At 66.5% G+C, this 24,887-nt stretch carries 24 protein-coding genes; 17 read left to right on the top strand and 7 right to left on the bottom strand.

What is annotated here, in order from left to right:
• The first annotated feature begins 188 nt into the window (after nucleotides 1–188).
• Complete coding sequence (gene panB, locus AC2FAN_RS02760) at nucleotides 189–1,007, top strand: 3-methyl-2-oxobutanoate hydroxymethyltransferase (protein WP_485172625.1); 819 nt, start codon at nucleotides 189–191, stop codon at nucleotides 1,005–1,007.
• Between the two features lie 181 nt (nucleotides 1,008–1,188).
• Here the strand turns inward: panB and AC2FAN_RS02755 are convergent, their stop codons facing one another.
• Complete coding sequence (locus AC2FAN_RS02755; RefSeq protein ID WP_485172624.1) at nucleotides 1,189–2,325, bottom strand: serine hydrolase domain-containing protein; 1,137 nt, start codon at nucleotides 2,323–2,325, stop codon at nucleotides 1,189–1,191.
• A gap of 139 nt (nucleotides 2,326–2,464) precedes the next feature.
• Here AC2FAN_RS02755 and AC2FAN_RS02750 point away from each other — a divergent pair, with 139 nt between their 5' ends.
• From AC2FAN_RS02750 to dprA, 5 genes are read left to right on the top strand one after another with little or no spacing between them, the layout of a single operon-like run.
• Nucleotides 2,465–3,409, top strand: a complete 945-nt coding sequence (locus tag AC2FAN_RS02750; protein ID WP_265052986.1) for an aspartate carbamoyltransferase catalytic subunit — start codon at nucleotides 2,465–2,467, stop codon at nucleotides 3,407–3,409.
• Nucleotides 3,410–3,414: 5 nt separating this feature from the next.
• Nucleotides 3,415–3,657 (top strand): hypothetical protein, encoded by a 243-nt coding sequence (locus AC2FAN_RS02745; RefSeq protein ID WP_485172623.1) that lies wholly within the window; start codon nucleotides 3,415–3,417, stop codon nucleotides 3,655–3,657.
• Nucleotides 3,650–4,996: a dihydroorotase gene (gene pyrC, locus AC2FAN_RS02740; RefSeq protein ID WP_485172622.1), complete on the top strand. Its 1,347-nt coding sequence runs from the start codon at nucleotides 3,650–3,652 to the stop codon at nucleotides 4,994–4,996. The genes AC2FAN_RS02745 and pyrC overlap by 8 nt, the downstream gene beginning before the upstream one ends.
• A 31-nt stretch (nucleotides 4,997–5,027) precedes the next feature.
• Nucleotides 5,028–5,651, top strand: coding sequence for a glycerol-3-phosphate 1-O-acyltransferase PlsY (plsY, locus tag AC2FAN_RS02735; protein WP_485172621.1), 624 nt, complete (start codon nucleotides 5,028–5,030; stop codon nucleotides 5,649–5,651).
• 15 nt (nucleotides 5,652–5,666) lie between these two features.
• Nucleotides 5,667–6,884 (top strand): DNA-processing protein DprA, encoded by a 1,218-nt coding sequence (dprA, locus tag AC2FAN_RS02730; protein WP_485173045.1) that lies wholly within the window; start codon nucleotides 5,667–5,669, stop codon nucleotides 6,882–6,884.
• Between the two features lie 56 nt (nucleotides 6,885–6,940).
• On the opposite strand, the gene AC2FAN_RS02725 is transcribed toward dprA, so the two are convergent.
• Entirely contained in the window at nucleotides 6,941–7,189 is a 249-nt protein-coding gene (locus AC2FAN_RS02725) for a hypothetical protein (protein ID WP_485172620.1), read from the bottom strand.
• Between the two features lie 113 nt (nucleotides 7,190–7,302).
• The gene (locus AC2FAN_RS02720) at nucleotides 7,303–8,217 is read right to left on the bottom strand and encodes an AEC family transporter (protein ID WP_485172619.1); all 915 of its coding nucleotides are present in this window, start codon (nucleotides 8,215–8,217) and stop codon (nucleotides 7,303–7,305) included.
• Between the two features lie 48 nt (nucleotides 8,218–8,265).
• Between AC2FAN_RS02720 and AC2FAN_RS02715 the strand changes: the two genes are divergently transcribed.
• Together AC2FAN_RS02715 and AC2FAN_RS02710 are read left to right on the top strand one after the other, a co-directional pair.
• Entirely contained in the window at nucleotides 8,266–8,832 is a 567-nt protein-coding gene (locus AC2FAN_RS02715; protein WP_485172618.1) for a hypothetical protein, read from the top strand.
• Between the two features lie 140 nt (nucleotides 8,833–8,972).
• Nucleotides 8,973–9,347, top strand: a complete 375-nt coding sequence (locus AC2FAN_RS02710) for a hypothetical protein (RefSeq protein ID WP_485172617.1) — start codon at nucleotides 8,973–8,975, stop codon at nucleotides 9,345–9,347.
• Nucleotides 9,348–9,380: 33 nt separating this feature from the next.
• Here the strand turns inward: AC2FAN_RS02710 and ruvX are convergent, their stop codons facing one another.
• Nucleotides 9,381–9,881: a Holliday junction resolvase RuvX gene (gene ruvX / locus AC2FAN_RS02705; protein ID WP_265052994.1), complete on the bottom strand. Its 501-nt coding sequence runs from the start codon at nucleotides 9,879–9,881 to the stop codon at nucleotides 9,381–9,383.
• 171 nt (nucleotides 9,882–10,052) lie between these two features.
• Here ruvX and AC2FAN_RS02700 point away from each other — a divergent pair, with 171 nt between their 5' ends.
• The 3 genes from AC2FAN_RS02700 to AC2FAN_RS02690 are packed head-to-tail and all read left to right on the top strand — an operon-like array spanning nucleotide 10,053 to nucleotide 12,651.
• Nucleotides 10,053–10,637, top strand: a complete 585-nt coding sequence (locus AC2FAN_RS02700; RefSeq protein ID WP_485172616.1) for a GNAT family N-acetyltransferase — start codon at nucleotides 10,053–10,055, stop codon at nucleotides 10,635–10,637.
• Nucleotides 10,634–11,686 carry a YeiH family protein gene (locus tag AC2FAN_RS02695; protein WP_485172615.1) on the top strand — a complete coding sequence of 351 codons (1,053 nt, stop codon included), beginning with the start codon at nucleotides 10,634–10,636 and terminating at the stop codon, nucleotides 11,684–11,686. The genes AC2FAN_RS02700 and AC2FAN_RS02695 overlap by 4 nt, the downstream gene beginning before the upstream one ends.
• A 32-nt stretch (nucleotides 11,687–11,718) precedes the next feature.
• Nucleotides 11,719–12,651, top strand: a complete 933-nt coding sequence (locus tag AC2FAN_RS02690) for a hydroxyacid dehydrogenase (RefSeq protein WP_485172614.1) — start codon at nucleotides 11,719–11,721, stop codon at nucleotides 12,649–12,651.
• 131 nt (nucleotides 12,652–12,782) lie between these two features.
• On the opposite strand, the gene ade is transcribed toward AC2FAN_RS02690, so the two are convergent.
• A complete protein-coding gene (ade, locus tag AC2FAN_RS02685) occupies nucleotides 12,783–14,483 on the bottom strand; it encodes an adenine deaminase (protein ID WP_485172613.1) in 1,701 nt (566 codons plus the stop codon).
• Nucleotides 14,484–14,605: 122 nt separating this feature from the next.
• On the opposite strand from ade, the gene AC2FAN_RS02680 reads away from it, so the two are divergent.
• The 3 genes from AC2FAN_RS02680 to gatA all read left to right on the top strand — a co-directional run bounded on the left by AC2FAN_RS02680 (nucleotide 14,606) and on the right by gatA (nucleotide 17,304).
• A complete protein-coding gene (locus AC2FAN_RS02680) occupies nucleotides 14,606–15,304 on the top strand; it encodes a metal-dependent hydrolase (RefSeq protein WP_485172612.1) in 699 nt (232 codons plus the stop codon).
• Between the two features lie 114 nt (nucleotides 15,305–15,418).
• The gene (gene gatC / locus AC2FAN_RS02675; RefSeq protein WP_265053000.1) at nucleotides 15,419–15,706 is read left to right on the top strand and encodes an Asp-tRNA(Asn)/Glu-tRNA(Gln) amidotransferase subunit GatC; all 288 of its coding nucleotides are present in this window, start codon (nucleotides 15,419–15,421) and stop codon (nucleotides 15,704–15,706) included.
• A gap of 83 nt (nucleotides 15,707–15,789) precedes the next feature.
• The gene (gene gatA / locus AC2FAN_RS02670; protein ID WP_485172611.1) at nucleotides 15,790–17,304 is read left to right on the top strand and encodes an Asp-tRNA(Asn)/Glu-tRNA(Gln) amidotransferase subunit GatA; all 1,515 of its coding nucleotides are present in this window, start codon (nucleotides 15,790–15,792) and stop codon (nucleotides 17,302–17,304) included.
• A 165-nt stretch (nucleotides 17,305–17,469) separates the two neighbouring features.
• On the opposite strand, the gene AC2FAN_RS02665 is transcribed toward gatA, so the two are convergent.
• Together AC2FAN_RS02665 and AC2FAN_RS02660 are read right to left on the bottom strand one after the other, a co-directional pair.
• Nucleotides 17,470–20,670 (bottom strand): efflux RND transporter permease subunit, encoded by a 3,201-nt coding sequence (locus AC2FAN_RS02665; protein WP_485172610.1) that lies wholly within the window; start codon nucleotides 20,668–20,670, stop codon nucleotides 17,470–17,472.
• A gap of 71 nt (nucleotides 20,671–20,741) precedes the next feature.
• Complete coding sequence (locus AC2FAN_RS02660) at nucleotides 20,742–21,896, bottom strand: efflux RND transporter periplasmic adaptor subunit (RefSeq protein WP_265053003.1); 1,155 nt, start codon at nucleotides 21,894–21,896, stop codon at nucleotides 20,742–20,744.
• Nucleotides 21,897–22,170: 274 nt separating this feature from the next.
• Between AC2FAN_RS02660 and gatB the strand changes: the two genes are divergently transcribed.
• The 3 genes from gatB to AC2FAN_RS02645 all read left to right on the top strand — a co-directional run bounded on the left by gatB (nucleotide 22,171) and on the right by AC2FAN_RS02645 (nucleotide 24,823).
• Nucleotides 22,171–23,652, top strand: coding sequence for an Asp-tRNA(Asn)/Glu-tRNA(Gln) amidotransferase subunit GatB (gatB, locus tag AC2FAN_RS02655; protein WP_265053004.1), 1,482 nt, complete (start codon nucleotides 22,171–22,173; stop codon nucleotides 23,650–23,652).
• A 140-nt stretch (nucleotides 23,653–23,792) separates the two neighbouring features.
• Nucleotides 23,793–24,299: an N-acetyltransferase family protein gene (locus AC2FAN_RS02650; protein ID WP_476805876.1), complete on the top strand. Its 507-nt coding sequence runs from the start codon at nucleotides 23,793–23,795 to the stop codon at nucleotides 24,297–24,299.
• Nucleotides 24,300–24,328: 29 nt separating this feature from the next.
• Nucleotides 24,329–24,823, top strand: a complete 495-nt coding sequence (locus AC2FAN_RS02645; RefSeq protein WP_485172609.1) for a GNAT family N-acetyltransferase — start codon at nucleotides 24,329–24,331, stop codon at nucleotides 24,821–24,823.
• Nucleotides 24,824–24,887: the final 64 nt, after the last annotated feature.

Genomic DNA, 24,887 nt, shown 5'->3' with positions numbered 1-24,887 from the left:
AGCCTTTTCAGAGCGCTGACCCGTCCCTTAACGGGCGGTTCAGCGACCGGCGAGGCTCCGGCGGTTCGGAATTGCGCGCGAAAGTGGTTCAGCACGCCGGCCCTGTCAAACGCCGATTGCGCTTTTCGGGACGGGGGAGAGCGTTTAGGCCCTTTCGCGGGCACCGGCCGTTACATGGGGAGAAGAGCGTGTCGTCGCAAGCACAGATCAAGCGCGTGACGGCGCTGAATATCCGCGGCCGCAAGGGCGGCGAGCCGGTCGTCTCGCTGACGGCCTACACCGCGCCGATGGCGGCATTGGCCGACCGGCACTGCGATTTCCTGCTCGTCGGCGATTCCCTCGGCATGGTCGTGCACGGCCTCGACAGCACCGTGCCGGTCACGCTGGAGATGATGATCCTGCATGGACAGGCGGTGATGCGCGGCTCGCAGCGGGCGCTGGTCGTCGTCGACATGCCGTTCGGCAGCTATGAGGAAGGCCCGCAGCAGGCCTTCCGCAACGCGGCCCGGGTCATGCAGGAGACGGGCTGCGGCGCGGTCAAGCTGGAGGGCGGGGCGCGCATGGAGGAGACGATCCGCTTTCTCGTCGAACGCGGCATCCCGGTGATGGCGCATATCGGTTTGACGCCGCAGGCGGTGAACGTGCTCGGCGGTTTCAAGGCGCAGGGTCGCGACCGGGCCGAATGGCCGGCGATCATGGCCGATGCCGAAGCGGTGACGCGGGCCGGGGCTTTTTCGGTGGTCGTCGAGGCCGTGGCCGAGCCGCTGGCGGCGGAGATCACCGGCAAGGTCGCGGTTCCCACGATAGGCATCGGCGCCTCCGCCGCCTGTGACGGCCAGATCCTGGTGCTTGACGACATGCTCGGCCTGACCGGCCGCGTGCCGAAATTCGTCAAGCTCTTCGGCAATCTCGCCGAGGGGGTGGACAAGGCGGTCGGCGATTATGCCGCCGCGGTGCGGGCCCGGCGCTTCCCCGGGCCGGCGCATGTCTATGCGGTGAAGGATTAAGCCCGGAACCGCCTCGTCATTCCGGCTTCGCGCAGCGAAGAGCCCTAACCGCCGATGGAACGGGATAAAGCGGGCCGGCCGTTATTTAATCCGGCAAGCGCTGCGGTTATGGGTTCCAGGCTCAAGCCTGCGGCTTGCCCCGGAATGACGAAAGTGGTTTCCAGGCGAATGCGGCGAGCTTTCAGCCCCGCGCCGCCAGCAGCCGGTCGATGAAGCCTTCGGTCGAGGCACCGTTGATCCAGCGCAGCACCGCGACGATATCCTGCTCGGGCTCGACCCAGATCACGTTGCTGCCGGCGCCGAGCGCCGAGAAGGCGGTCGGCGGCAGGCTAGGCCGCGCCGCGGGTCCGCGTGCCAGCCACCAGAGATAGCCGTAATTGCCGAGGGTGGGAGAGGGCGTCAGCATCCGCTCGACCCAGGCCTGCGAGAGCAGCTGCCGGCCGTTCCACAATCCCTTGCGGCCGATCAGCAGGCCGAAGCGGGCATGGTCACGCGCGCCGATGAACAGGCCGCCGCCCCAATGCCCGCCGCCCGGCACCGACTGAAGCCGGCGGCCGTCGATTTCGACGAAGGAAGTGCTGTAGCCCTGCCACTCCCAATCGGCCGAGGCGCCGATCGGGTCCATGACGCGCTCGCGCAGCACCTCCGGCAGCGGGCGACGGAAGCGCTGGAGCAGGGCATAGCTCAGCACGTTCACGCGGACATCGTTGTATTCGTAGAAGCTGCCGGGCGTCTTCAGCTCGCGGCGCTCGCCCTTGCGGCTGTTGTCGGCGCCCGGGCCGATCTGGCGGTTGTGATCGACCTGGTCAGATTTCCCGAAGAGCTCGCCCTGCCATTCGCTCGACTGCTGCAGCAGATGCCGCCAGGTGATCGTGCCGTTATGCGGGCCGGCGAAGGCGGCATCGTCGACGCTCTTGCCGACCGGCTCCTCGACATCGCGGATCAACCCGTCATCGAAGGCGATGCCGGCGAGCACCGCCAGATAGCTCTTGGCGATCGAGAAGGTCATGTCGGTGCGGGCGGTGTCGCCCCATTCGGCGACGAGGCGGCCACCTTTCAGGACGAGGCCTGCCGGCCCGCCGCGCTCGCGCACGGGGCCGACGATCTCGGTCCAGGGACCGCGCTCGTTCCATTCGACATTCCCGACATAGCTGCCGTCCGGATAGTAGAGGCTGCGCGGCCAAGGGCTCTCGTTCTCGGTGGCAAAAGCGACGGCAGCCTTGAGCCTCTCCGGATCGAAGCCTGCATCGGCCGGCGAGATCACCTGCCATTCGGCGCCGTCGGCAGCTGGAGCGTAAGCGTCAATCGGGCTGGACAAGGCTCGAGTCCTCTCGCGGCGGAAAGGATGTGACCTAGCGCCGTTTCATCGAAAGTTCCACGGTTCACAGGACATGGCCCCATCCCGGCCATGAGCGGCTTGCGCCCGGCCCGACTCGCGCCTAAACAGCCTGCTTCAAATGACATCGCCAGCACCGCTCTACCCGCACCGCCATCTCCTCGGCATCGAGGGATTGTCCCATCTGGACATCGAGGCGCTGTTGGACCGGGCCGAGGCCTATGTCGCGCTCTCCCGGCAGGTGGAGAAGAAGACCGCGACGCTGCGCGGCCGAACCCAGATCAACCTGTTCTTCGAGCCCTCCACCCGGACACAGGCCTCCTTCGAGCTCGCGGGGAAGCGTCTCGGCGCCGACGTGATGAACATGTCGGTCGCCTCGTCCTCGGTGAAGAAGGGCGAGACGTTGATCGATACCGCGGCGACGCTCAACGCCATGCGCCCCGACATCATCGTGGTGCGCCATCACGCGGCAGGCGCGGTCAACCTGCTCGCCCGCAAGGTCGACTGCTCGGTGGTCAATGCCGGCGACGGCGCCCATGAGCATCCGACGCAGGCGCTGCTCGACGCACTGACGATCCGCCGCAACAAGGGCCGCATCATGGGCCTGACCGTGGCGATCTGCGGCGACATCGTGCACTCGCGCGTCGCCCGCTCGAACATCATCCTGCTCAATGCGCTCGGCGCGAAAGTCCGTCTGATCGCACCCTCGACGCTGATGCCGCCCGGCATCGAGCGCATGGGCGTCGAGCTCTACACCGACATGAACAAGGGCTTGGAAGGCGCTGATATCGTGATGATGTTGCGCCTCCAGCTCGAACGGATGCACGGCGCCTTCGTGCCGTCCTCGAAAGAGTATTTCCGCTATTACGGGCTCGACCGCGAGAAGCTGGAGCGCGCCCAGCCGGATGCGCTGGTGATGCATCCGGGCCCGATGAACCGCGGCGTCGAGATCTCCTCCGAGGTTGCCGACGGCGCTCAGTCGCTGATCCGCGAGCAGGTCGAGATGGGCGTCGCGGTCCGCATGGCCGTGCTCGACGCGCTGGCCCAGCACCTGCCGAATGTCTGAGCGGGATGGAAGGAGCTCTCGCCTGGCTGCTCTCCCTGATGCGCCGGGCGCGCTTCGTCTTCACGGGGCTCTATTTCGTGGTCGCGGCGGGCTTCCTCTATGCCGACCCGCGTGCGGGCTGGACATGGTTCATCGTGATCGCCGGTGGCCTGCTCTGCCTGCTGTTCTGGAGGCTCGTCGCCTTCTCGAGCTACGTCTTCACACGCCGGCCGAGCGCTGATCGCCGGGATGGAACCGAACATGGCTGAATCTCAGGACATCGCAGCGCAGGACTTGGCAACTCGGGACATCGCATCGCGGGACCTGGCGATCGTCAACGCCCGGCTGGTCGACCCCGTGACCGGGCGCGACGGGGCCGGCTCCGTGCTGCTGCGCGACGGCGCGATCGCCGCGGTCGAATGGGGCGTCGCGCCCGCGACGCCCGAGGGCGTGCGCCACGTCGATGCGAAGGGTCTCGTGCTGACGCCGGGCCTGGTCGACCTGCGTGCCTTCCTCGGCGAGCCCGGCGCCGAATTCCGCGAGACGCTGGGCACGGGCTCGCATGCCGCCGCTGCCGGCGGCGTCACGACCGTGGTGTGCCGGCCCGACACCGATCCGCCGATCGACGACCCCGCGATCATCGACTTCCTCAAGCGCCGCGCCCGCGACAAGGCGATCGTCAACGTGCTGCCCTGCGCGGCGCTGACCAAGGGACTGGAAGGCAAGGAGATCACCGAGTTCGGGCTGCTGCTCGAAGCCGGCGCGGTCGCCTTCTGCGATGGCGCCAGGAGCCTGCGCAATCCGCAGGTGATGCGCCGCGCCATGATCTATGCCCGCGATTTCGACGCCCTCATCATGAACCATCTCGAGGATCCCGAGCTGCGCGGCTTCGGCGTGATGAACGAGGGCGAGTTCGCCAGCCGGAAGGGCCTGCCGGGCATCCCGCTCGAGGCCGAGACGGTGATGCTGGAGCGGGACATCCGCCTCGCGAAAGCCACCGGCGCCCGTTACCACGCCGCGATGATCTCCTGCGCGGAATCGGTTGAGCTGGTCCGCCGCGCCAAGCAGGACGGCGTGCGCATCACCTGCGGCGTGTCGATCAACAACCTGACCCTCAACGAGAACGACGTCGGGGACTACCGCACCTTCTGCAAGGTCTCGCCGCCGTTGCGTCACGAGGACGATCGCCTCGCCTTGGTCGCCGCGCTCGCCGAAGGCGTGATCGATGTCGTGGTCTCCGACCATGATCCGCAGGACGTCGAGACCAAGCGCCAGCCCTTCGCCGAGGCGGCGGACGGCGCGCTCGGCATCGAGACCATGCTGTCGGCGTCGCAGCGCATGGTGCAGGCCGGGCAGATCGGGCTGCCGCAGCTTTTCGCCGCCCTGTCGGCGCGCCCTGCCGCCCTGCTCGGACTGGAAGCGGGGCGGCTTGCGCCCGGTGCCCCGGCCGACCTCATCCTGTTCGATCCCGAAGCGCCCTTCGTCGTCGACAAGCGCAAGCTGAAATCGCGCGCCAAGAACTCGCCCTTCGACGAGGCGCGCCTGGAAGGCATCGTCCAGGCGACGATCGTCGGCGGACGGGTGGTGTACGAATACGAGCCGGGCTAGGCTCTATGCGGACTGCGGGAAAAGGGGCGGCATGACGGATGTTTTGAACTGGAGCCTCTCCGGCTCCGCCACGCTGATTGCCCTTGTCGTCGGCTATCTCTTCGGCTCCATCCCCTTCGGCATCGTCCTGACGCGTCTGGCCGGCGGGCCGGATCTGCGCAGCATCGGCTCGGGCAATATCGGCGCGACGAATGTGCTGCGCACCGGCAACAAGAAGCTCGCGGCCGCCACCCTCGTCGGCGACATGCTGAAGGGCACGGTGGCGGTCATCGTCGGCTCGCGCCTGCTCGGCGGGCCAGAGGCAGCGCTGATGGCGGGCATTGGCGCCTTCATCGGCCATCTCTTCCCGGTCTGGCTGCGCTTCAAGGGCGGCAAGGGCGTGGCGACCTATCTCGGCGTGCTCATCGGCGTGAAGGCCTCGATCGCGCTGGTCTTCGCCGCTGTCTGGCTGAGCATCGCCTATCTCTCGCGCTATTCATCGCTTTCCGCGCTGGTCGCCAGCCTGCTGACGCCGCTCCTGCTCTGGTTCTGGGCCGGCATGCACCAGGCCGCCATCGTCATGGGCATCCTGACGGGGCTGCTCTGGATCATGCACCGAACCAACATCGCCAGGCTCCTGACCGGGCGCGAAGGCAAGATCGGCCAGAAGGGCTGAACGCGGATGGCTGGCATCGCTCTCTCCGATCGCCAGCGCCTCGATTGGCTGAGGCTGATCCGCAGCGAGAGCATCGGCCCGCGCAGTTTCCTCTCGTTGATGAACCGTTTCGGCGGGGCGGGAGCCGCGCTGGCGGCGCTGCCGGACCTTGCCCGTCAGGCCGGCCGCCCGATCCGCATCTGCACGCTGGCCGAGGCGGAGCGCGAGCTGGAGGGGCTACGGCGCCTCGGCGGTCGCCTCGTTGCACTGGGTGAGGCGGACTATCCCTTGCCTCTGCAGGCGATCGATTCCGCGCCGCCACTCATCGCGGTGCTCGGACAGGTGCAAGCCTTGCAAAGGCCAGCGGTAGCGCTTGTCGGCTCCCGCAACGCCTCCGCGGCAGGGATGAAGTTCACCGCGCGGCTGGCGCGCGAACTCGGCGAGGCCGATTACATCGTGGTCTCCGGCCTTGCGCGCGGCATCGACACGGCCGCCCATCAGGCGAGCCTCGAGACCGGCACGATCGCCGTGCTCGCCGGCGGCCTCGACGAGATCTACCCGCCGCAGAACGCTCCCTTGGCGGAACGTATCGTCGCGAGAGGTGCCATCGTCAGCGAGATGCCGCTCGGCTGGGTCGCACGGGCGCGCGACTTCCCGCGCCGCAACCGGCTGGTCTCGGGTCTTTCGCTGGGTACGGTCGTCGTCGAGGCGGCGCGGCGCTCCGGTTCGCTGATCACCGCGCGCTTTGCCAACGAACAGGGCCGATTGGTCTTCGCCGTGCCGGGCTCCCCGCTCGATCCGCGCGCAGAGGGCGGCAATCACCTCATCCGGGAGGGAGCCACGCTTTGTGCCGAAGCATCCCATGTCATCGAGGCGCTGGCGCCGCTGCGCCGGCAAGAGCCGGCTTCCTGGCTGGAACGCTCCGCCCTGCGAGAGGCTTCGGGCGAGCCGCCAAGCGAGGCGATGTGGGATGAACTCGACCTGCCGGAGGTGACACCGGCCCCAGGCTTCGTCCGGCATGACGAGAATTATGCTTCGCTGCAATCTGCCGCGACGCTGGAAGGACCGGCCGGAGCACCGGATCTCGGGCGCCTCGTCATGGGCCTGCTTGGGCCGACGCCGGTCGCGCTCGATGACCTCGTCCGCGCGAGCGGCCAGGCGGCGCGCGAGATCAACCGGGTCCTTGTCGAGTTGGAGCTCGAAGGCGAAGTGCGCCGGCATCCGGGAGGAGCCTTGTCGCGGGCGCGCGTCTGACCTTCCGGGTTCGGGAGGCCGGTGGTCGAGGGGACGATTTGACGGGCGAGATCGGCTTATTGGCTGTCGTCGCTCGAGCGCGCCTGACGCACGATTTCGGCTGAGGCTTCGACCCGCGCCATCTCCAGAAAATAGGACAATGTGTTCAGCTTCGTGTCGCGCGCCATGATCCGTAGCTCGGCTGTCATGCTCTCGATGAAGGAGGCGGCTTCCAGCGGGGTCATCGACCGATCGGGAGCGGCATCGTCCTGATTGTCGTCAGGGTCGGGCTTGAGCGAGGCCAGATCTTGGGCTTTTTGCTTCATGGCGACTGGATTCCCTCGCAGGATCGGGGACCAACTCGTGTGGAGGGGCTTCGATCCTCCGGGCGGTATACAATTATAGATTGTAGTGTCCAATAAATTTCAAGCTAAAGTAGCTAGGTCAGGATCAGCACTGCAGCCGGAAGCGTCGCCAGCGCCAGCAGGGTCTGGAGCGTCGTGATCTCGGCCATGAGCGGCGCATCGCCTCCGAGATCGCGGGCGAGGAAATAGGCGGCGGTGGCCGTGGGAACGGCGCCGGCGATGACGGTCATCGTCAGGGCCGGACCCGTGACGCCGAACCAGCCGGCATAGAGCCAAGCCGCGAACGGCATCACCACGAGCTTCAATCCGACCGCGGCCCAGTGGGCCAAGCGGGGGCGCGCCAGCCGGTTCAGATCGAGCGCCGAACCCACGACGAGGAGGCCGATGCCCAGGGAGGCCCGCCCCAGCACGTCGAGATAGCCGGTGAACGCCGAGGGCAGCAGCCACTGGGCCTGATTGAGGATGAGACCGACGGCGGAAGACCAGATGAAGGGGTTGTAGAGGATCGAGCGGATGGTGGCACCGACGCTCATCGGCTTGCCGTTTGCGAAGCGCGCGAGGACGACGACGCACATCACGTTGAGCAGCGGGATCATGGCGGCAACCGCGATCGCCATCAGCGTCGCGCCGTTGCGGCCCTGCAGGCCGGCCGCGAGTGCGAGGGCAACGAAGGTGTTCCAGCGGACCGAGCCCTGGAAGATCGACGTGAAGGCCGGGCCGTCGATACCCGCCCGCGCCAGCACCGGCCGGGTCAGCAGCAGCAGCGCCGCGACGCTCAGGATGGCCAGCACGAGGCTCGACCCCATGGCGAGGACGGGCACGCCGCGCAGATCGGCCATGGCGAGCGTGTGGATGACGACGGCCGGGAACAGCACCTGATAGGTCAGGCGCTCGACGCCGACCCAATGCGCCGGCGAGACGATGTTGCGGACCTTCAGGAGCCAGCCCGTCGCGATGACGAGGAAAACGGCAATCAGGCTGTCGAGCATGGCTGAACCGGAAGGGGCGGGGGGAACAACGGAACCCGCCAGAGGTTGATGAACGCGTATCAACAGGCCTGTCCCATGGCGGATTGCGCCCGGCAAGAGCGCGGATGGAAAGCCGCTGTGTTCCTGCCGCAATGCCGCCGCGATTGGTTCAGGTCTCATTCAAGCGGATCGAACGAAACTCTCGCCATGTTTCGGGATGATCCCGAGAAAGGAGATGCCGTCATGAGGTCTCTGCACAAGAAGGTTGCCATCGCGCTGACCGCAGCGAGCGTCGCGGCTGGGGGCTTCGTTGCCCCCGCACTGGCGAAGGAGCAGCGGATGTTCGACTCCGCCCGCCTCGACAAGGCGCAAGCCGGGTACTCGCAATATTACCGTGGTTATCGCGGTTACCATGGCGGCTGGCGCGGCCCGTCGCGTGGTGCGGCGATCGCCGGCGCCGTCGGCCTGGGTATTCTGGGTGCTGCGGCGGTTGCGGCGAATAACCGCGCTTATGCGGCGCCGTATTACGAAGACGACTACTACGCGGCTCCGCCGGCTCCGGTCTATGCCTATCCGCGGGGTTATTACGCGCCTTACCGCTACTACGCGCCGTATGACTTCCGCGATAATCGCTGATCTGCGGTTCCGTGCTCCCTGCAAGGCCCGCGCAATCTGCGCGGGCCTTGCTATGTGAGGGCCTGCGTCAGGAAAATCTTTGCGATTCGCCGTCAGATGTATGGCGTCGCATCTCGATGGAAGGTTGGGGGTATCTTCACATGATCTCGCTTCGAAGCGCTCTGGTCGCGGGGCTGGGAATGGCGGCGATCGGCTTGGCCTGTGTCCAGCCCGCAGCTGCGCAGTATTATGGTGGCCCCGGCTATGACCGTTCGTATGAACGGCGCGGTGACGGCTACGATCGGCGCGACTACGGTCGTAGCGACGATCGTGGCGGCTGGCGCGACGACCGTCGCGGTTATGGGCGAGACGACGGCCGCGGCGACTGGCGCAATGATCGCCGTTCCGGCGTGGATGGCGGCCGTCGCCAGCAGGATCCGATGGCCGGCATGTCGCTGGACGAGCGCAAGCGGGCGATCAAGAACGAGCGCGAGGCGCAGAAGAAGGCGATCAAGCGCGGAATATTCATCCAGTAAAGACGCCGCCGCCCGCTTTCAATTCGGGCGCTGTCAGTACGGGCCGTCTTCATCGTCTTCGATCGGCACGAGCCTGCCCAGCCGATCGAGCGCGCCCTGCAGGATGTAGGCCGCTGCCATCTTGTCGACGACTGCCGCGCGCTTGGCGCGGGAGGCGTCGGCATCGAGCAGGGTGCGCGTCACCGCAAGCGTCGACATCCGCTCGTCCCAGAACACGATCGGCAGATCGGTGAGGGGAGCGAGGTTGCGGACGAAGGCGCGCGTCGACTGCACGCGTGGCCCCTCGGTGCCGTCCATGTTGAGCGGCAAGCCGATCACCATCCCGGAAACCTGATGCTTCTGCGCTATCTTCAGCAGCGCAGCGGCATCGAGACCGAACTTGACCCGCTGGATCGTCTCCAGCGGCGTCGCGATCTGCCTCTCCAGATCGGACAGCGCGAGCCCGATCGTCTTGGTGCCGAGGTCGAGGCCGAGCAGGCGCGCATGCGCCGGAAGGTCGAGAAAGGCTTCGAGCGAAACGATCTGGCTGGCCATCGCAAGGCGGTATCACGCGCTGCCTTGCCTCGCGAGCAATACCTTCTCCGATACACCCGGCGAATGGCGGCTTCCCGGCAGCTGTAGCGCGGAAGCCATCGCGTATCGGCGGCGATCAGGCTATATGCGCGCGCTTGGAGCGGCGTTGCCGCGTAGAAGGATCTTCTCGCCGTGCCGGCGCGCATCTCCCTGCAAGTTCCCGACAAAGCCTTGCTCGGCGCCTATGAGGCGGCGCTGCGCGGGGGCTGGTCGCCGAACACGACGCGCGATGTCGCGCCGGAACAGCTCGCCGCCATCGCCCGCGATGCCGATGCATTCCTGGCCGAGATTCGCGGCGGACCCGGTCGCATCCGTCTGCCCGATGGCCGCGAGGTTGAGCGCATGCCCGGGCCGACGCGCTGGATCTTCGCCGAGGATCGGGCCGAGCGCCCCTTCATCGGCTCGATCAACCTGCGTTGGCAGGAGGATGGCGACGGCCGCCCGATGATGGCCTTGCCTGAGCATGTGCTCGGCCATGTCGGCTACACCATCCTTCCGGCCTACGCCGGTCATGGCTACGCCACTGCTGCGCTTGCGGCGATGCTGGGCGTTGCGCATGAGGCCGGGCTGCCGGAGATCACGATCACCTGCGATGCCGACAACCACGCCTCGCGCCGTATCATCGAGAAAAACGGCGGTCGATTCGCCGAAACCTTCGTCGCTCCGCTCTACAGCCCCGATCCACGCCTTCTTTTCATCGTCAGCACCGCGCCATGACCGACATCGCCGCTTCCCGCAAAGCGGGCTCCCTTGGCCCGCTTCTGCCCGGCATCCTGCTGTCTGCAGCGGTCGCGATAGCCTCCGCCTTCCTCGAGCCGCTCTTCAAGGCCGCAGCGGGCGGCCGCATCGGCATCCCGGCCATCGTCATCGCCTTGGTGATCGGCATGCTGCTGCACCCCCTGGCCAACACCCGGCGCTTCGCGCCAGGCATGACCTTCTGCGTCAAGAAGTTGCTGCGCTGGGCAATCGCGCTGCTCGGCCTGCGCATCGCTTTGGGAGATATCGCGGCGCTCGGCCTCTCGACGGCGCTTCTGATCGTCGGCTCGATGGTGGTGACGGTCGTCGTCGGCTTCGCGCTGGCGCGCCTGCTCGGCCGTGAGGCCGGCATGGGCGCGCTCGCCGGCGTCGCCACGGCGGTCTGTGGCGCTTCCGCCGCGCTCGCCACGGCGACGGTCGTGCCGGACTATCGCAACAAGGCGGCGGACGTCGCCTTCACCGTCATCGCCATGAATGTCTTCGCCACCGTCGCGATGCTGGCCTATCCGCTGATCTGCGTCTGGCTCGGCTTCTCGCCGCAGCAGACCGGCATCATGCTCGGCGGCACCATCCACGACGTGGCGCAGGTCGTCGGCGCCGGCCAGTCCGTCTCGGACGAGGTCGCCAATGCGGCGGTGATCGTCAAGCTCTTCCGGGTCTTCCTGCTTCTGCCTTCGGTGCTGATCGTCGGCTGGTGGCTGGTGCGCGACAGCGGCGAGCTCTCGAAGGCCAAGGTGCCGGTCCCGGTCTTCGCCATCGTCTTCCTGATCTTGTGCGTGCTGAACAGCCTGCTGGCGCTGATGCCCACGCTGGCGCCGCTCTATCAGCCGGTTCGCGACGCCCTGCTCGAAGCCTCGCGCTGGGGCCTGCTCATCGCCATCGCGGCGCTGGGGCTGGGCACTTCGATGGCGGCGATGGCCCGGCTCGGCTGGCGGCATCTGGCTTTGGTCACGGGAACGACCGTGACAATCCTCGTGGTCGTCGCGGCCGGCCTCGCTTTGCTGGGCTGAGCCACGACAGGAAAAATGGCCCCGGGGGCATCATGACCGACATCGTCATCACCGAATTCATGGACGAGACCGCCGTCGCGAACCTCAAGGCGCGCTACACGGTTCATTACGACCCCGAGCTTTTCGCCAGCCCAGACGAGATCGCGCGATTGGTCGCCGATGTCCCGGCCGTGATCGTGCGCAACCAGACGCAGGTGCGTGGCAAGGTGCTGGACGCGGGGCGGGCGCTGAAGGTGATCGGTCGCCTCGGCGTCGGGCTCGACAATCTCGACATGAAGGTTTGCGCCGACCGCGGCATCCGCGTTTTTCCCGCGACGGGCGCCAATAGCCTCTCCGTCGTTGAATACGTCATCGGCACGACGATGACGCTGCTGCGGGGAGCCTATTTCGCCAATGCGGCGATGCTGGCTGGCGAATTCCCGAAGACGAAGCTGATCGGCCGGGAGATCGCCGGCAAGCTGATGGGCCTCGTTGGCTTCGGCGCCATCGCGCGCGACGTCGCCCATCATGCCCGCGCGATCGGCATGGAGGTCGCGGCCTATCATCCGCGCCTGCCGGTCGACGATCCGGCCTGGAGTGGTGTGCGACGGCTCGACTTCGCCGAACTGTTGGCCGAGGCCGATGTCATCAGCCTGCATGTGCCGCTGACGGCCGAAACGCGGGGCATGATCGACGCGAAGGCGCTTGCCGGGATGAAGCCCGACGCGATCCTGATCAACACCGCGCGCGGTGGCATCATGGACGATGCGGCGCTGGTCGCGGCCCTGAAGGCCGGCAAGCTCGGCGGCGCCGCGATCGACGTCTACGAGCAGGAGCCGCTCGGCAAGGATGCCGCCAAGGTTTTCACTGGGGCGCCCAACCTGATCCTGACCCCGCATATCGCCGGGAACACGGTCGAGTCGAACGGCCGCGTCTCCGGGCTGGTTGCCGAGAAGGTCATGGCCGCGCTGGAAGGGCGGATTTAGCTACCGGGGTGGCGTCATTCTCGGGCGAAGCGAAGCGCAGACCCGAGAATCTCAGGACCAGAAAGCGCTGGAGCCTCGTCCTGCGAGAGATGCTCGGGTCACGCCCGAGCATGATGGGAGCCTCCGTCTCTTCACACGAAGTCGAAACGGTCGACATCGACCAGTCCCTTGTCGGTGATTTTGAGATGCGGGATCACCGGGAGCGTCAGGAAGGCGACCTGCAGGAACGGCTCGGCCAGCACGACGCCGAGCGCCTTCGCCGCAGCGCGCAGATGCTCCAGATCGTGCCGCACCGTCTCGAACGGCTCTTCGCTCATCAGCCCAGCGACAGGCAGCGCCAGCTCAGCCGTAACCTCGTCGCCATCCGCGACCGCAAAGCCGCCGCCGATCTCGATCAGCCGGTTGGCCGCTGCTGCCATCGACGCATCGTCGACCCCGACGACGCAGAGGTTGTGGCTGTCATGGCCTACCGAGGAAGCGATGGCGCCGCGCTTCATGCCGAAGCCGTGGACGAATCCGCTGGCGATGCCGCCGTTCTGACCGTGCCGCTCGATCACGGTGACTTTGATCGCGTCCTGGCCGAGATCGGGCAGGGCTTCGCCGTCACGTGAGGGCAGGGGCATTGACAGCCGCTCGGTGATGATCCGGCCCGGCACGACGCCGATCACCGGCGTCTCGCCATCGCGCGCTTTCACGCGGAAATCCTCCGGCGTGACAGGTCGGCACTTCACGCTGCCATGCCCGACCGGCGCCACCTCCGTCCGACCCTCGAACAGCGCGTCTTCGACCAAGCGCCCGCCGGTGAAGACCTGCTTGACCGAGCAGGCAGCGAGATCCTCGACCAGCACGATGTCGGCGCGCTTGCCCGGCCCGATGAAGCCGCGGTCAAACAGCCCGAAATTTCGCGCCGCCGAGAGCGAGGCGATTCGGTAGGTCGCCAGCACATCGGCGCCCTCGGCGATGGCGGTGCGGATCATGTAGTCGAGATGGCCTTCCTCGCCGATGTCGAGCGGGTTGCGGTCATCGGTGCAGAAGGCGAGGAAGGGGGAGGCGTCGCGCGAGATCAGCGGAATCAGCTGATGCAGGTCCTTCGAGACCGAGCCCTCGCGGATCAGGATCGCCATGCCCTTGGCGAGCTTCTCGCGAGCTTCGTCGGCGGTGGTCGTCTCGTGATCGGTGCGAATGCCGGCGGCGAGATAGGCGTTGAGGTCCATGCCCCGCACCAGCGGCGCATGGCCGTCGATATGGCGGTGGGAGAAGGCTTCAAGCTTGGCGAGGCAGCCGGGATCGCGGTGGATCACGCCGGGGAAGTTCATGAATTCGGCGAGGCCGATCACCTTGGGGTGGTCCATCATCGGCGTCAGGTCGTGGGCTTCGAGCCTTGCGCCGGCAGTCTCCAGATGGGTCGCCGGCACACAGCTCGACAGATTGACGCGAAGGTCCATCCGCATCGCCTCGGCAGAGGCGAGGAAATAGCGGATGCCCTCGGCCCCGAGCACATTGGATATCTCGTGTGGGTCGCAGATCGCGGTGGTGACACCGTGCGGCAGCACGCAGCGCTCGAATTCGAGCGGCGTCACCAGCGAGGATTCGATGTGCAGATGCGTGTCGATGAAGCCGGGCACCGCGATGAGGCCCTTGGCATCGATGACGCGCTTGCCTTCGTAGCGCCCATAGGTCCCGACGATGGTGTCGCCGCAGATCGCGATGTCGCTCTCGACCAGATCGCCGGTGACGAGGTCGAGCAGCTTTGCCCCCTTGATGACGAGATCGGCTGGCTCGTCGCCATGGCCCTGGGCGATCCGGCGAGCGAGTGTGGCGGCGTCGGTCATGGGGCGATTCCGTTGGTTTGGCATTGCGCCAGCCTGCAACTCCCGAACGGCATTGTCGACTTGGTCGGGCGTGCGGATCGGCCTAGATAGAGGCCGGCATTTCGAAAGCCCGGAGCCTTCGCATGAAACTCACCTGGTACGGCCATTCCGCCTTCCGCGTCGACATCGACGGCGCCGCCGTTCTGATCGATCCCTTCTTCACCGGGAACCCGGCTTTCGAGGGCGATGTCGCGGCAATCTCGAAGGGCGTGAGCCACATCGTCGTCACCCACGGCCATGGCGACCATGTCGGCGATACGCTCGACATCGCGGAGAAGACCGGAGCGACGGTGATCACCAACTATGATCTCGCCATGCATCTGGCCGCGCAGGGGCTGAAGAGCTTCCAGCCCATGAACACCGGCGGCACCGTCGATCTCGGCCCCTTCAGCGTCACGCTCGTCCGTGCCGATCACTCGGCCGGCATGGGCGAGGGCGGCGTCAACGTTCCCGTCGGCAACGCGAACGGCGCGATCATCAAGGCCAGGGGCGAGAAGACGCTCTGGCACATGGGCGACACAGACATCTTCTCCGACATGGCTCTGCTTGCGGAGATTCACGGCGTCGAGGCTTGCATCTGCCCGATCGGAGATCGCTTCACCATGGGCGGCAAGGTCGCTGCGCTCGCCATGACGCGCTTCGTCAAGCCGAAGGTCGCGATCCCCAGCCATTACGGCACCTTCCCGATCATCGACCAGAACGCCGATGCCTTCCTTGCGGGTGTGAAGGGCAGCGGCATCGAGGTCGTCGTGCCCAGGAAGGGCGAGGCTTTCTCGGTTTGAGCCGGAGAAACCCGGCCGATCGAGCAATGCTGATTTACGTCTGCATGCTCGCCGCGCTATAGCCCGGCGAAGCTTTCCCGGCGTCCTGCGCCGCCACCTTTTCAGGAGTCCGCCATGTCGGTCGATCTCGCCACCGTCAAACGCGTCGCGCATCTCGCGCGCATCGCCGTGCCGGAGGCCGATCTGCCCAAGCTGCAAGGCGAGCTCAACGCCATTCTCGGCTTCGTCGAGCAGCTCAACGAAGTGAATGTCGAGGGCGTCGAGCCGATGACCTCGGTGACGCCGATGGCGATGAAGCAGCGCGAGGACGTTGTGAACGACGGCGAGATCGCCGCAAAGATCGTCGCCAACGCGCCGGTCTCCGAGGACAACTACTTCATGGTGCCGAAGGTGATCGAGTGAAGGGTGAAGCCGCCCGTTCGATCACCCCGGACGCGCCGCGCGCGATCCGGGGTCTCCTGACCAGATAACGCCGGAATTCTCCCGTGACCGATCTTACCCGCCTGACGCTGACCGAGGCTCGCGACGGCCTGAAGGCCAAGACCTTCACCGCCACAGAGCTGACGAAAGCCCATATCGCCGCCGTCGAGAAGGCCCGCGCCCTCAATGCCTATGTGCTCGAAACGCCCGATCACGCTCTGAAGCAGGCCGCCGCTTCCGACGAGAAGCTCGCCAAGGGGCAGGGCGGGCCGCTCGAGGGCCTGCCGCTGGGCATCAAGGACCTGTTCGCGACCGAGGGCGTGCGCACCACGGCCTGCTCGAACATCCTCGGCAATTTCGTGCCGGCCTATGAATCGACCGTCTCCAGCCAGCTCTGGCGCGACGGCGCGGTCATGCTCGGCAAGCTCAATAACGACGAATTCGCCATGGGCTCGTCCAACGAGACATCGGCCTTCGGCAACGTCGTCAACCCCTGGCGCCGCAAAGGCTCGAATGTCTCGGCAGGCTCAGGCGGCGCCATCGAGGGCAATCATCTCGTACCAGGCGGCTCGTCTGGCGGTTCGGCCTCGGCCGTCGCTGCCGATCTCTGCCTGGCCGCGACTGCTACAGATACTGGCGGCTCGATCCGCCAGCCGGCCGCCTTCACCGGCACGGTCGGCATCAAGCCGACCTATGGCCGCTGCTCGCGCTGGGGCATCGTCGCCTTCGCCTCCTCGCTCGACCAGGCCGGCCCGATCGGCAAGACCGTGCGCGACTGCGCCGTGATGCTGCGCTCCATGGCCGGCCATGATCCGAAGGACACGACCTCGGTCAATGCCCCAGTGCCGGATTACGAGCAGGCCGTCGGCCGCTCGGTGAAGGGCATGAAGATCGGCATTCCCAGGGAGTACCGGCTGGAGGGTCTGAACCCCGAGATCGACGCGCTCTGGCAGAAGGGCATCGACTGGCTGAAGGCCGCTGGCGCCGAGATCGTCGAGATCTCGCTGCCGCACACGAAATACGCTCTGCCGGCCTATTACATCGTCGCGCCGGCCGAGGCGTCGTCCAACCTCGCCCGCTATGACGGCGTCCGCTATGGCCTGCGCGAGCAGGGCAAGGACATCGTCGAGATGTACGAGAAGACCCGCGCCGCCGGCTTCGGCGCCGAGGTCAAGCGCCGCATCATGATCGGCACCTACGTCCTCTCGGCCGGCTATTACGACGCCTATTACCTGCGCGCCCAGAAGGTTCGCACCCTGATCAAGCGCGATTTCGACGAGGCTTATGCGGCCGGGATCGACGCCGTGCTGACGCCTGCGACGCCGTCGGCCGCCTTCGGCATCGGCGAGAAGGGTTCGGCGGATCCGGTCGAGATGTATCTCAACGACGTCTTCACGGTGACGGTGAATATGGCGGGCCTTCCCGGCATCGCTGTTCCGGCGGGGCTGGACGCCCAGGGCCTGCCGCTTGGCCTGCAGCTCATCGGCCGCCCCTTCGACGAGGAGACGCTGTTCTCGCTCGGGCAGGTCATCGAGGAAGCGGCGGGCCGCTTCCCGGTTTCCGAGCGCTGGTGGGGGTGAGGGAGTAGCTCCTCCCTTGTCATTCCGGGCGGACCGCAGGTCCGAGCCCGGAACCCATAGCCGTGAGAATCAAAAAAAGGGGCTGCGACGGTGCAGCCCCTTTTCCATTTCTGCGGTGTTCCGGGCTCTTCGCTGTCGCGAAGCCCCGGAAAGACGGCCGAGCGTTCAGTGCGCGCCGCTCGGCTGCTGCGGCACCTGCGCTTCGACCTTGCGCTTGCTCCCGCGCAGATCCGCAAGCCAGCGCACCATCACGTAGAACACCGGCGTGAAGATCAGGCCGAAGATCGTCACGCCCAGCATGCCGGAGAACACCGCGATGCCCATCGCCTGGCGCATCTCGGCACCGGCGCCGACCGAGATGGTCAGCGGCAGCACGCCGAGGATGAAGGCCATCGAGGTCATCAGGATCGGCCGCAGACGGGTGCGGGCGGCTGCGATCGCCGCGTCGCGACGGTGCATGCCTTCCTCCTCCGCCTGCTTGGCGAACTCGACGATCAGGATCGCGTTCTTGGCGGCGAGGCCGACGAGCACGACGAGGCCGATATCGACGAGGATGTTCCGGTCGAGCCCGGCGTAGTTCACCCCGAACATCGCGGCCAGGATACACATCGGCACGATCAGGATGACCGAGAGCGGCAGCAGCCAGCTTTCATAGAGCGCCGCCAGCAGCAGGAAGACGAACACCACCGCTAGCCCGAAGGCGACGATCGCGGTGTTGCCGGCGAGCTTCTCCTGCAGCGCGATCTCGGTCCACTCGAAGCCGAAGCCGGCCGGCAGCCGCTCCGCCGCGATCTTCTCGACCGCCGCGATGCCCTGTCCGGTCGAGAAGCCGTGCGCCATCGAGAGCTGCACCTCGGCCGCCGGATAGAGGTTGTAGCGCGGCACGCGATAGGCGCCGGTCGTGTCTTGGAAGGAGGCGACCGAGCCGATCGGCACCATCTCGCCATCCGCGTTGCGGGTCTTGAGACCGGCGACGTCGCGGGTGGTCAGGCGGAACGGATTGTCGGCCTGCGCCGTGACGCGATAGGTGCGACCCAGCAGGTTGAAGTCATTGATATAGGCCGAGCCCATATAGACCGACAGCGTCTCGAAGATGCGCGTGATCGGCACGCCGAGCATCTCCGCCTTGGTACGGTCGATATCGGCATAGATTTGCGGCGTCTTGGTCGAGAACAGCGTGAAGGGCTGCTGGATGCCCTGCACCTGCCCGGCCGAGCCGGCGACGATCCAGGCCGCGCCTTCCAGCGCGGGGAGCCCGCGGCCGCTGCGATCCTGCACATAGCCCTTGAGGCCGCCGCCCGTGCCGATGCCGGGAATGGCCGGCGGCTCGATGACCAGAGCGAAGGCTTCGGGAATCGAGAACATCTGCTGGCGCAGGTCGTTCAGGATGCCGGCGGAGGTCAGCCCTGCCTTCTCGCGGTCCTTGAACGGAGCGAGCGTGACGAAGGCGACGCCGGCATTCGGCGCGATCGTGAAGGTCGCGCCGTCGAGGCCGGCGAAGGCCACGGTGTGGGCGACGCCCGGCCGCGACTGCAGCAGTTCGTTGGCCCTGCGCAGCACCGCGTCGGTGCGCTGGAGCGAGGCGCCCGGCGGCAGCTGCATCGCGACGATGAAGTAGCCGCGGTCGAGCTGCGGCACGAGGCCGGTCGGCGTCCTGCGGATGTCCCAGACGGTCGCGGCGATCAGGCCGGAATAGACGATCAGCAGGATCACCGCGATGCGGATGAGCCGGGAGGTGATGCGTCCATAGGTCCGCGACAGCCAGTCGAAGCCCGCATTGAAGTAGTGGAAGAACCAGCGGATCGGCGCGCCCAGCTTGTAGAAGAATCCGTGCTGCTCGTTCTCGTCATGCTTCTTGTGCGGCTTCAGCAGCACCGCCGACATGGCCGGCGACAGCGTCAGCGAGACGAAGCAGGAGATCGCCGTCGAGGCTGCGATCGTGACCGCGAACTGCTGGTAGAAGGTGCCCTGCAGGCCGCTGATGAAGGCAGTCGGGATGAACACCGCGCAGAGCACGAGCGCGATCGCCAGCAGCGCGCCGCCGACCTCGTCCATCGTCTTGTGCGCCGCTTCCTTCGGCGACATGCCCTCGGCCAGATAGCGCTCGACGTTCTCCACGACCACGATCGCGTCGTCGACGACGATGCCGATCGCCAGGACGAGCGCGAGCAGCGAGATCGTGTTGAAGGAGATTCCGACCGCGCTCATCACGAGGAACGTGCCGACCAGCGAGACCGGGATCGCGACGATCGGGATGATCGCGGCGCGCCAGGTCTGCAGGAACAGGATCACCACGACGACGACGAGCGCCACCGCCTCGAGCAGGGTGTGAACCACGGCGTCGACGGATTCCCCGATGAACTCGGTCGGGTTGTAGATGATGCGGTGCTCGAGGCCGGCCGGGAACTGCTTGGCCATCGTGTTCATCGTCGAGATCAGCGAGTCTGAGGTCGCGAGCGCGTTCGAACCTGGCCGCTGGAAGACGGCGATGGCGACGGTGTTCTTGTTATCGAGATAGGCGTTGGAGGTGTAATCCTGCGAGCCGAGTTCGACGCGGGCGATGTCGCGCACGCGGATCGTGCCGCCATCGGCGTCGGCACGCACGACGATGTTCTCGAACTCGGAGACATCCGTCAGGCGGCCGAGCGTGTTGACCGAGAGCTGGAAGGCCTCGTCCGACTTCGCCGGCGGCTGGTTCAGCGCGCCTGCGGCCACCTGCACGTTCGCGGCCCGGAGCGCGGCGACGACGTCGCCCGCCGTCAGGTTGCGCGACGAGACCTTGGCCGGATCGAGCCAGATGCGCATCGAGAAGTCGCGCGCGCCGAAGACCTGCACGTCGCCGACGCCGTCGACGCGGGTGAGCACGTCCTTCACATAGAGCGAGGCGTAGTTGGAGATGTACTGCGCGTCGCGCGACCCGTCCGGCGAGATCATGTTGATGACCATCAGGAAGTCGGGCGAGGCCTTGCGCGTCTGCAGGCCGAGCTGGCGAACCTCCTGCGGCAGGCGCGGCTCGGCCTGCGAGACGCGGTTCTGCACCAGCACCTGCGCCTGGTCGATGTCGACGCCGGCCTTGAACACGACGTTGATCGTCACCCGCCCGTCGCCTGTCGACTGCGAGGTGATGTAGAGCATGTCGTCGACGCCGTTGACCTCCTGCTCGATCGGCGTCGCCACCGTGGCGGCGACGACCTCGGCCGAGGCGCCTGGATAGGTCGCGGTGATCGAGACGGTCGGCGGCGCGATCTCGGGATATTCGGAGATCGGCAGCGAGCGTTGGGCAATGGCGCCGGCGATCGTCAGCAGCACCGAGAGCACGGTGGCGAAGATCGGCCGGTCGATGAAGAAATGGGCGAAGCGGAACATGGAAATGTCCTGTCCGGAAAAGGCGGGTGGGCGCCCGCAGGCGCCCATGTTTCAATCTTGGAGGAGGTCGCTCAGTTCGTCGTCGCGACCTTGATCTCGCCGGGCTGCGGCGTGACGGCGACACCGGGGCGGACCATGGGATTGGCGTTGCCGCCGATGATCACCTTGTCCTCGACCGTCAGGCCGGAGCGGATCACCCTCAAGCCCTCGCTGATCGGCCCGAGCACGACCGGCTTCGGCACGACCTTGTTCTCAGGGCCGACCGTCAGCACGACCTTGCTGGCCTGGTCCGAGGCGATGACCGTATCGGGCACCAGCAGCGCGTCGGATTCGCCCGCGAAGAAGCGCAGGCGGCCGAACACGCCGGGCGTCAGGAACTGGTCCTTGTTGTCGAACACGGCACGGCCGCGGATCGTCGCCGAACGGGCGTTCAGGGCGTTGTCGAGGAAGTTGACCTTGCCGCGGCGACCCCATTTGGTCTCGTCGGAGAGCCGCACCTCGACCGGCGTCCCGGTGTCCTTGCTGGTCGTATCGCGCAGATTGGCCATGCGGTTGTACCGCAGGAAGTCGGCTTCCGAGACGTCGAAGGTGAAGTAGATCGGAGCCACCGCGACGATGGTCGTCAGCAGCGTCGCGCCCGACTGCCCGCCGGCGATCAGGTTGCCCGGATCGACGCGGCGGTTCGAGATGCGGCCGGAGAGCGGCGCGCGCACCTCGGTCCATTCGAGATTGAGCTCGGCGTTCTTGAGATTGGCCTCGGCGCCCTGCAGCGATCCGATCGCGCTGTTGAGGTTGGCGCGGCGCTGGTCGACGTCGCGAGCGGTGATCGTGCGGTTCTGGGTCAGGCCCTCGGCGCGGTCGACCTCGTTCTGGGAGAGCTCGACCTGGGCCTTCGAGCGGGCGACTTCGGCGCGGGCAACGTCGACAGCCAATTTGTAAGGCCGCTGATCGATGGTAAAGAGCAGGTCGCCCTTCTGGACGATCGAGCCGTCCGGGAAGTGCACGCTGTCGATGAAGCCGGAGACGCGGGCGCGCACCTCGACCTGCTCGCTCGCTTCGAAGCGGCCGGTATACTCGTCCCAGTTGGTGATGCGCTTGGCGAGCGGGCTGGCGACCTGAACCGGCGGGGCAGGCGGCGCTCCCTGGGCAGCGGCGTCGAGTGCGGTGAAGCCGGTCGACGTGGCAATAGCGGTGAACACCAGGCCGATGAAACGGCTGCGTGGCATGACGGAACTCCGTGTGGCGGACCGGCGCAACATAGCGGGTTTTCCGGTCTGTGCCGCAAAAAGGGATGGGGAGTGACGAATGTCAAGAACCATCACCCATCATCGAGCGCAATATTGCGTCATATAAGTCATATTCCCGCCATCTGGTTGCAGGAGCGCAACGGCGCTGCACCATGACAGGGCGGTTTGATGCGCCGGATCGAGGCAACGACGCTTGCCGCACGCCCGCTGACATCGTAACGCGTAGGCGACCATTCGAGCCGGAAGATTTCAGATGAATGCGCATGCCCGCCCCGCCGACCCGAAGAAGCTGATCAAGGGCGCGACCGGCGATTGGGAGATCGTCGTCGGCATGGAGATCCATGCCCAGGTCACCTCCAATGCCAAGCTGTTCTCCGGCGCCTCGACCGGCTTCGGCGCCGAGCCCAACGAGCATGTCAGCCTCGTCGATGCGGCCATGCCCGGCATGCTGCCCGTCATCAACGCCGAATGTATCCGCCAGGCCGTGCGCACGGGGCTCGGCCTGAGCGCGCAGATCAACAACCGTTCGGTCTTCGATCGCAAGAACTACTTCTATCCCGATCTGCCGCAGGGCTACCAGATCAGCCAGTACAAGAGCCCGATCGTGGGCGAAGGCGAGATCGTCGTCGATCTCTCGCCGACCGAGCAGATCACGGTGGGCATCGAGCGGCTGCATCTCGAGCAGGATGCCGGCAAGTCGATCCACGACCAGCATCCGACCATGAGCTTCGTCGATCTCAACCGCTCCGGCGTGGCGTTGATGGAAATCGTCTCGAAGCCGGACTTGCGCTCGGCGGACGAAGCCAAGGCCTATGTCTCGAAGCTGCGCACCATCCTGCGCTATCTCGGCACCTGCGACGGCGACATGGAGAAGGGCAATTTGCGCGCCGATGTGAACGTCTCCGTTCGTAAGCCCGGCGGCGCCCTCGGCACGCGCTGCGAGATCAAGAACGTCAACTCGATCCGCTTCATCGGCCAGGCGGTCGAGACCGAGGCGCGCCGCCAGATCGGCATCATCGAGGACGGCGGCACCATCGACCAGGAAACGCGCCTCTACGATCCCGGCAAGGGCGAGACGCGCTCCATGCGCTCGAAGGAAGAGGCGCATGACTACCGCTACTTCCCCGATCCGGACCTGCTGCCGCTCGAATTCGACGACGCCTTCGTCGAGTCGCTCAGGGGCGCGCTGCCGGAACTGCCGGATGCGAAGAAGGCGCGCTTCATCGCCGAATACGGGTTGTCGCCCTACGACGCCTCGGTGCTGGTCGCCGAGCGCGATCAGGCCGACTATTTCGAGGCCGTGGCCAAGGGACGCGACGGCAAGGCCGCCGCCAACTGGGTGATCAACGAATTGTTCGGCCGCCTCAACAAGGAAGGCCAGGACGTCACCACCTCTCCGGTCTCGGCTGCCCAGCTCGGCGGGCTCGTCGACCTGATCGGCGAGGGGGTCATCTCCGGCAAGATCGCCAAGGACCTGTTCGAGATCGTCTGGACCGAAGGTGGCGACCCGCGCGAGATCGTCGAGACCCGCGGCATGAAGCAGGTCACCGACACCGGCGCGATCGAGAAGGCTGTCGACGAGATCATCGCGGCGAACCCCGACAAGGTCGAGCAGGTCAAGGCTAAGCCGACCATGCTGGGCTGGTTCGTCGGCCAGGCCATGAAGGCCTCGGGCGGCAAGGCCAACCCGCAGGCGCTCAACGAGATCCTGAAGAAGAAGCTCGGCATCGAGTGATCAAACATGCTGTCATCCCGGATGCAGCGAAGCGGAGATCCGGGATCCATGCCTGAACCTTCAACGGGAGCGTGCCGGCATGGATCCCGGGTTAAGCCCGGGATGACGGCCGTATTTCTTGTGCAATCTGGACGATTGGGATGACGCCCGCAGGTCTCGTCATCCGCGACGCTGAAGCCGCCGATATTCTGGCGGTGAGGGCGCTTTTGGTCGAGACTTGGCACGCTACCTATGACGGCGTCTACGGCTGGCAGCGGGTCGCCGAGATCACCAATGCCTGGCATTCGCCGGAAAACCTGCGCAGCCAGCTCGGCCGCGACGAGGGCGTATTCCTCGTCGCTCTGATCGGCGAGGATATCGTTGCGACCGCCTCGGCCCGGCCGGAGCGCGATGGCGCGGCGCTGCTGACGCGGCTCTACGTGCTGCCGGCCTGGCAGGGCGTCGGCATCGGCCGCACGCTTCTGCAGATCGCGCTCGCCTGTTTCCCGAAGGCGCCCGTTGCCCGCCTCGAGGTCGAGAGCCAGAACGAGCTGGCGATCGCCTTCTACGAGCGCATGGGCTTCTTCCTGCAGCGACAGGCCCGCTTCGACGGACGCGACGACACGCCGAACACGCTGCTGATGGCCAAGCGCCTCTTCGCAGAGTGAAGGCCGCTCGGCCTCGGAGACAAAGCGCAATGAAACAGAAAGCCGTCGACGCATCCGACATCCTCATGCGCGAAGCCACGGCAGACGATGTGCCGCGGATCGCCACGCTGATCCTGCACGGGGCGCCGACGCAGGCCCGCACCCCTGAGGCAATTGCCGCCGAAGCGCTGCATCCAGCCTATCGCGAGGCGTTCAAGGCGATGAAAGCCAATCCCTATTGCAGCCTGATCGTCGCCGAGCGCGGCGGAGTCGTTGTCGGCACCTATCAGATCTCGCTGCTGCCGGGGCTCGCCGAGCGCGGGCGTGTTCGCGCCAAGATCGAGAGCGTGCATGTTGCGCCCGAGTGCCGAGGCCTGGGCATCGGTGGCGTGATGATGCGCCATGCTCTCGCCTACGCTGCGGCGAGAGGGGTAGGTCTCGTCGAGCTCACGTCGAACAAGGCGAGGCCCGACGCCCATCGCTTCTACCGCAATCTCGGCTTCGACCAGAGCCATGAGGGCTTCAAGAAGGTCGTCTCGCCCTGAGCTTTGATCTTGCATCAGCTTTTCCGAAAACCGCATTCCACTTGTCGGGCCGATGCTCCAGCGG

The sequence above is a fragment of the Allobosea sp. RIT-PG3_2 genome (genome assembly GCF_057321085.1).
This window is presented reverse-complemented; position numbering and strand designations above follow the sequence as displayed.

What these genes read in the sequence shown, in the direction of transcription:
- AC2FAN_RS02750 (WP_265052986.1), top strand. Translation starts at nt 2,465, where the DNA reads ATGACATCGCCAGCACCGCTCTACCCGCACCGCCATCTCCTCGGCATC.
- AC2FAN_RS02745 (WP_485172623.1), top strand. Translation starts at nt 3,415, where the DNA reads ATGGAAGGAGCTCTCGCCTGGCTGCTCTCCCTGATGCGCCGGGCGCGC.
- pyrC (WP_485172622.1), top strand. Translation starts at nt 3,650, where the DNA reads ATGGCTGAATCTCAGGACATCGCAGCGCAGGACTTGGCAACTCGGGAC.
- plsY (WP_485172621.1), top strand. Translation starts at nt 5,028, where the DNA reads ATGACGGATGTTTTGAACTGGAGCCTCTCCGGCTCCGCCACGCTGATT.
- AC2FAN_RS02725 (WP_485172620.1), bottom strand. Translation starts at nt 7,189, where the DNA reads ATGAAGCAAAAAGCCCAAGATCTGGCCTCGCTCAAGCCCGACCCTGAC.
- AC2FAN_RS02720 (WP_485172619.1), bottom strand. Translation starts at nt 8,217, where the DNA reads ATGCTCGACAGCCTGATTGCCGTTTTCCTCGTCATCGCGACGGGCTGG.
- AC2FAN_RS02715 (WP_485172618.1), top strand. Translation starts at nt 8,266, where the DNA reads ATGAACGCGTATCAACAGGCCTGTCCCATGGCGGATTGCGCCCGGCAA.
- AC2FAN_RS02710 (WP_485172617.1), top strand. Translation starts at nt 8,973, where the DNA reads ATGATCTCGCTTCGAAGCGCTCTGGTCGCGGGGCTGGGAATGGCGGCG.
- ruvX (WP_265052994.1), bottom strand. Translation starts at nt 9,881, where the DNA reads ATGGCCAGCCAGATCGTTTCGCTCGAAGCCTTTCTCGACCTTCCGGCG.
- AC2FAN_RS02695 (WP_485172615.1), top strand. Translation starts at nt 10,634, where the DNA reads ATGACCGACATCGCCGCTTCCCGCAAAGCGGGCTCCCTTGGCCCGCTT.
- AC2FAN_RS02690 (WP_485172614.1), top strand. Translation starts at nt 11,719, where the DNA reads ATGACCGACATCGTCATCACCGAATTCATGGACGAGACCGCCGTCGCG.
- ade (WP_485172613.1), bottom strand. Translation starts at nt 14,483, where the DNA reads ATGACCGACGCCGCCACACTCGCTCGCCGGATCGCCCAGGGCCATGGC.
- AC2FAN_RS02680 (WP_485172612.1), top strand. Translation starts at nt 14,606, where the DNA reads ATGAAACTCACCTGGTACGGCCATTCCGCCTTCCGCGTCGACATCGAC.
- gatC (WP_265053000.1), top strand. Translation starts at nt 15,419, where the DNA reads ATGTCGGTCGATCTCGCCACCGTCAAACGCGTCGCGCATCTCGCGCGC.
- AC2FAN_RS02665 (WP_485172610.1), bottom strand. Translation starts at nt 20,670, where the DNA reads ATGTTCCGCTTCGCCCATTTCTTCATCGACCGGCCGATCTTCGCCACC.
- AC2FAN_RS02660 (WP_265053003.1), bottom strand. Translation starts at nt 21,896, where the DNA reads ATGCCACGCAGCCGTTTCATCGGCCTGGTGTTCACCGCTATTGCCACG.
- gatB (WP_265053004.1), top strand. Translation starts at nt 22,171, where the DNA reads ATGAATGCGCATGCCCGCCCCGCCGACCCGAAGAAGCTGATCAAGGGC.
- AC2FAN_RS02650 (WP_476805876.1), top strand. Translation starts at nt 23,793, where the DNA reads ATGACGCCCGCAGGTCTCGTCATCCGCGACGCTGAAGCCGCCGATATT.
- AC2FAN_RS02645 (WP_485172609.1), top strand. Translation starts at nt 24,329, where the DNA reads ATGAAACAGAAAGCCGTCGACGCATCCGACATCCTCATGCGCGAAGCC.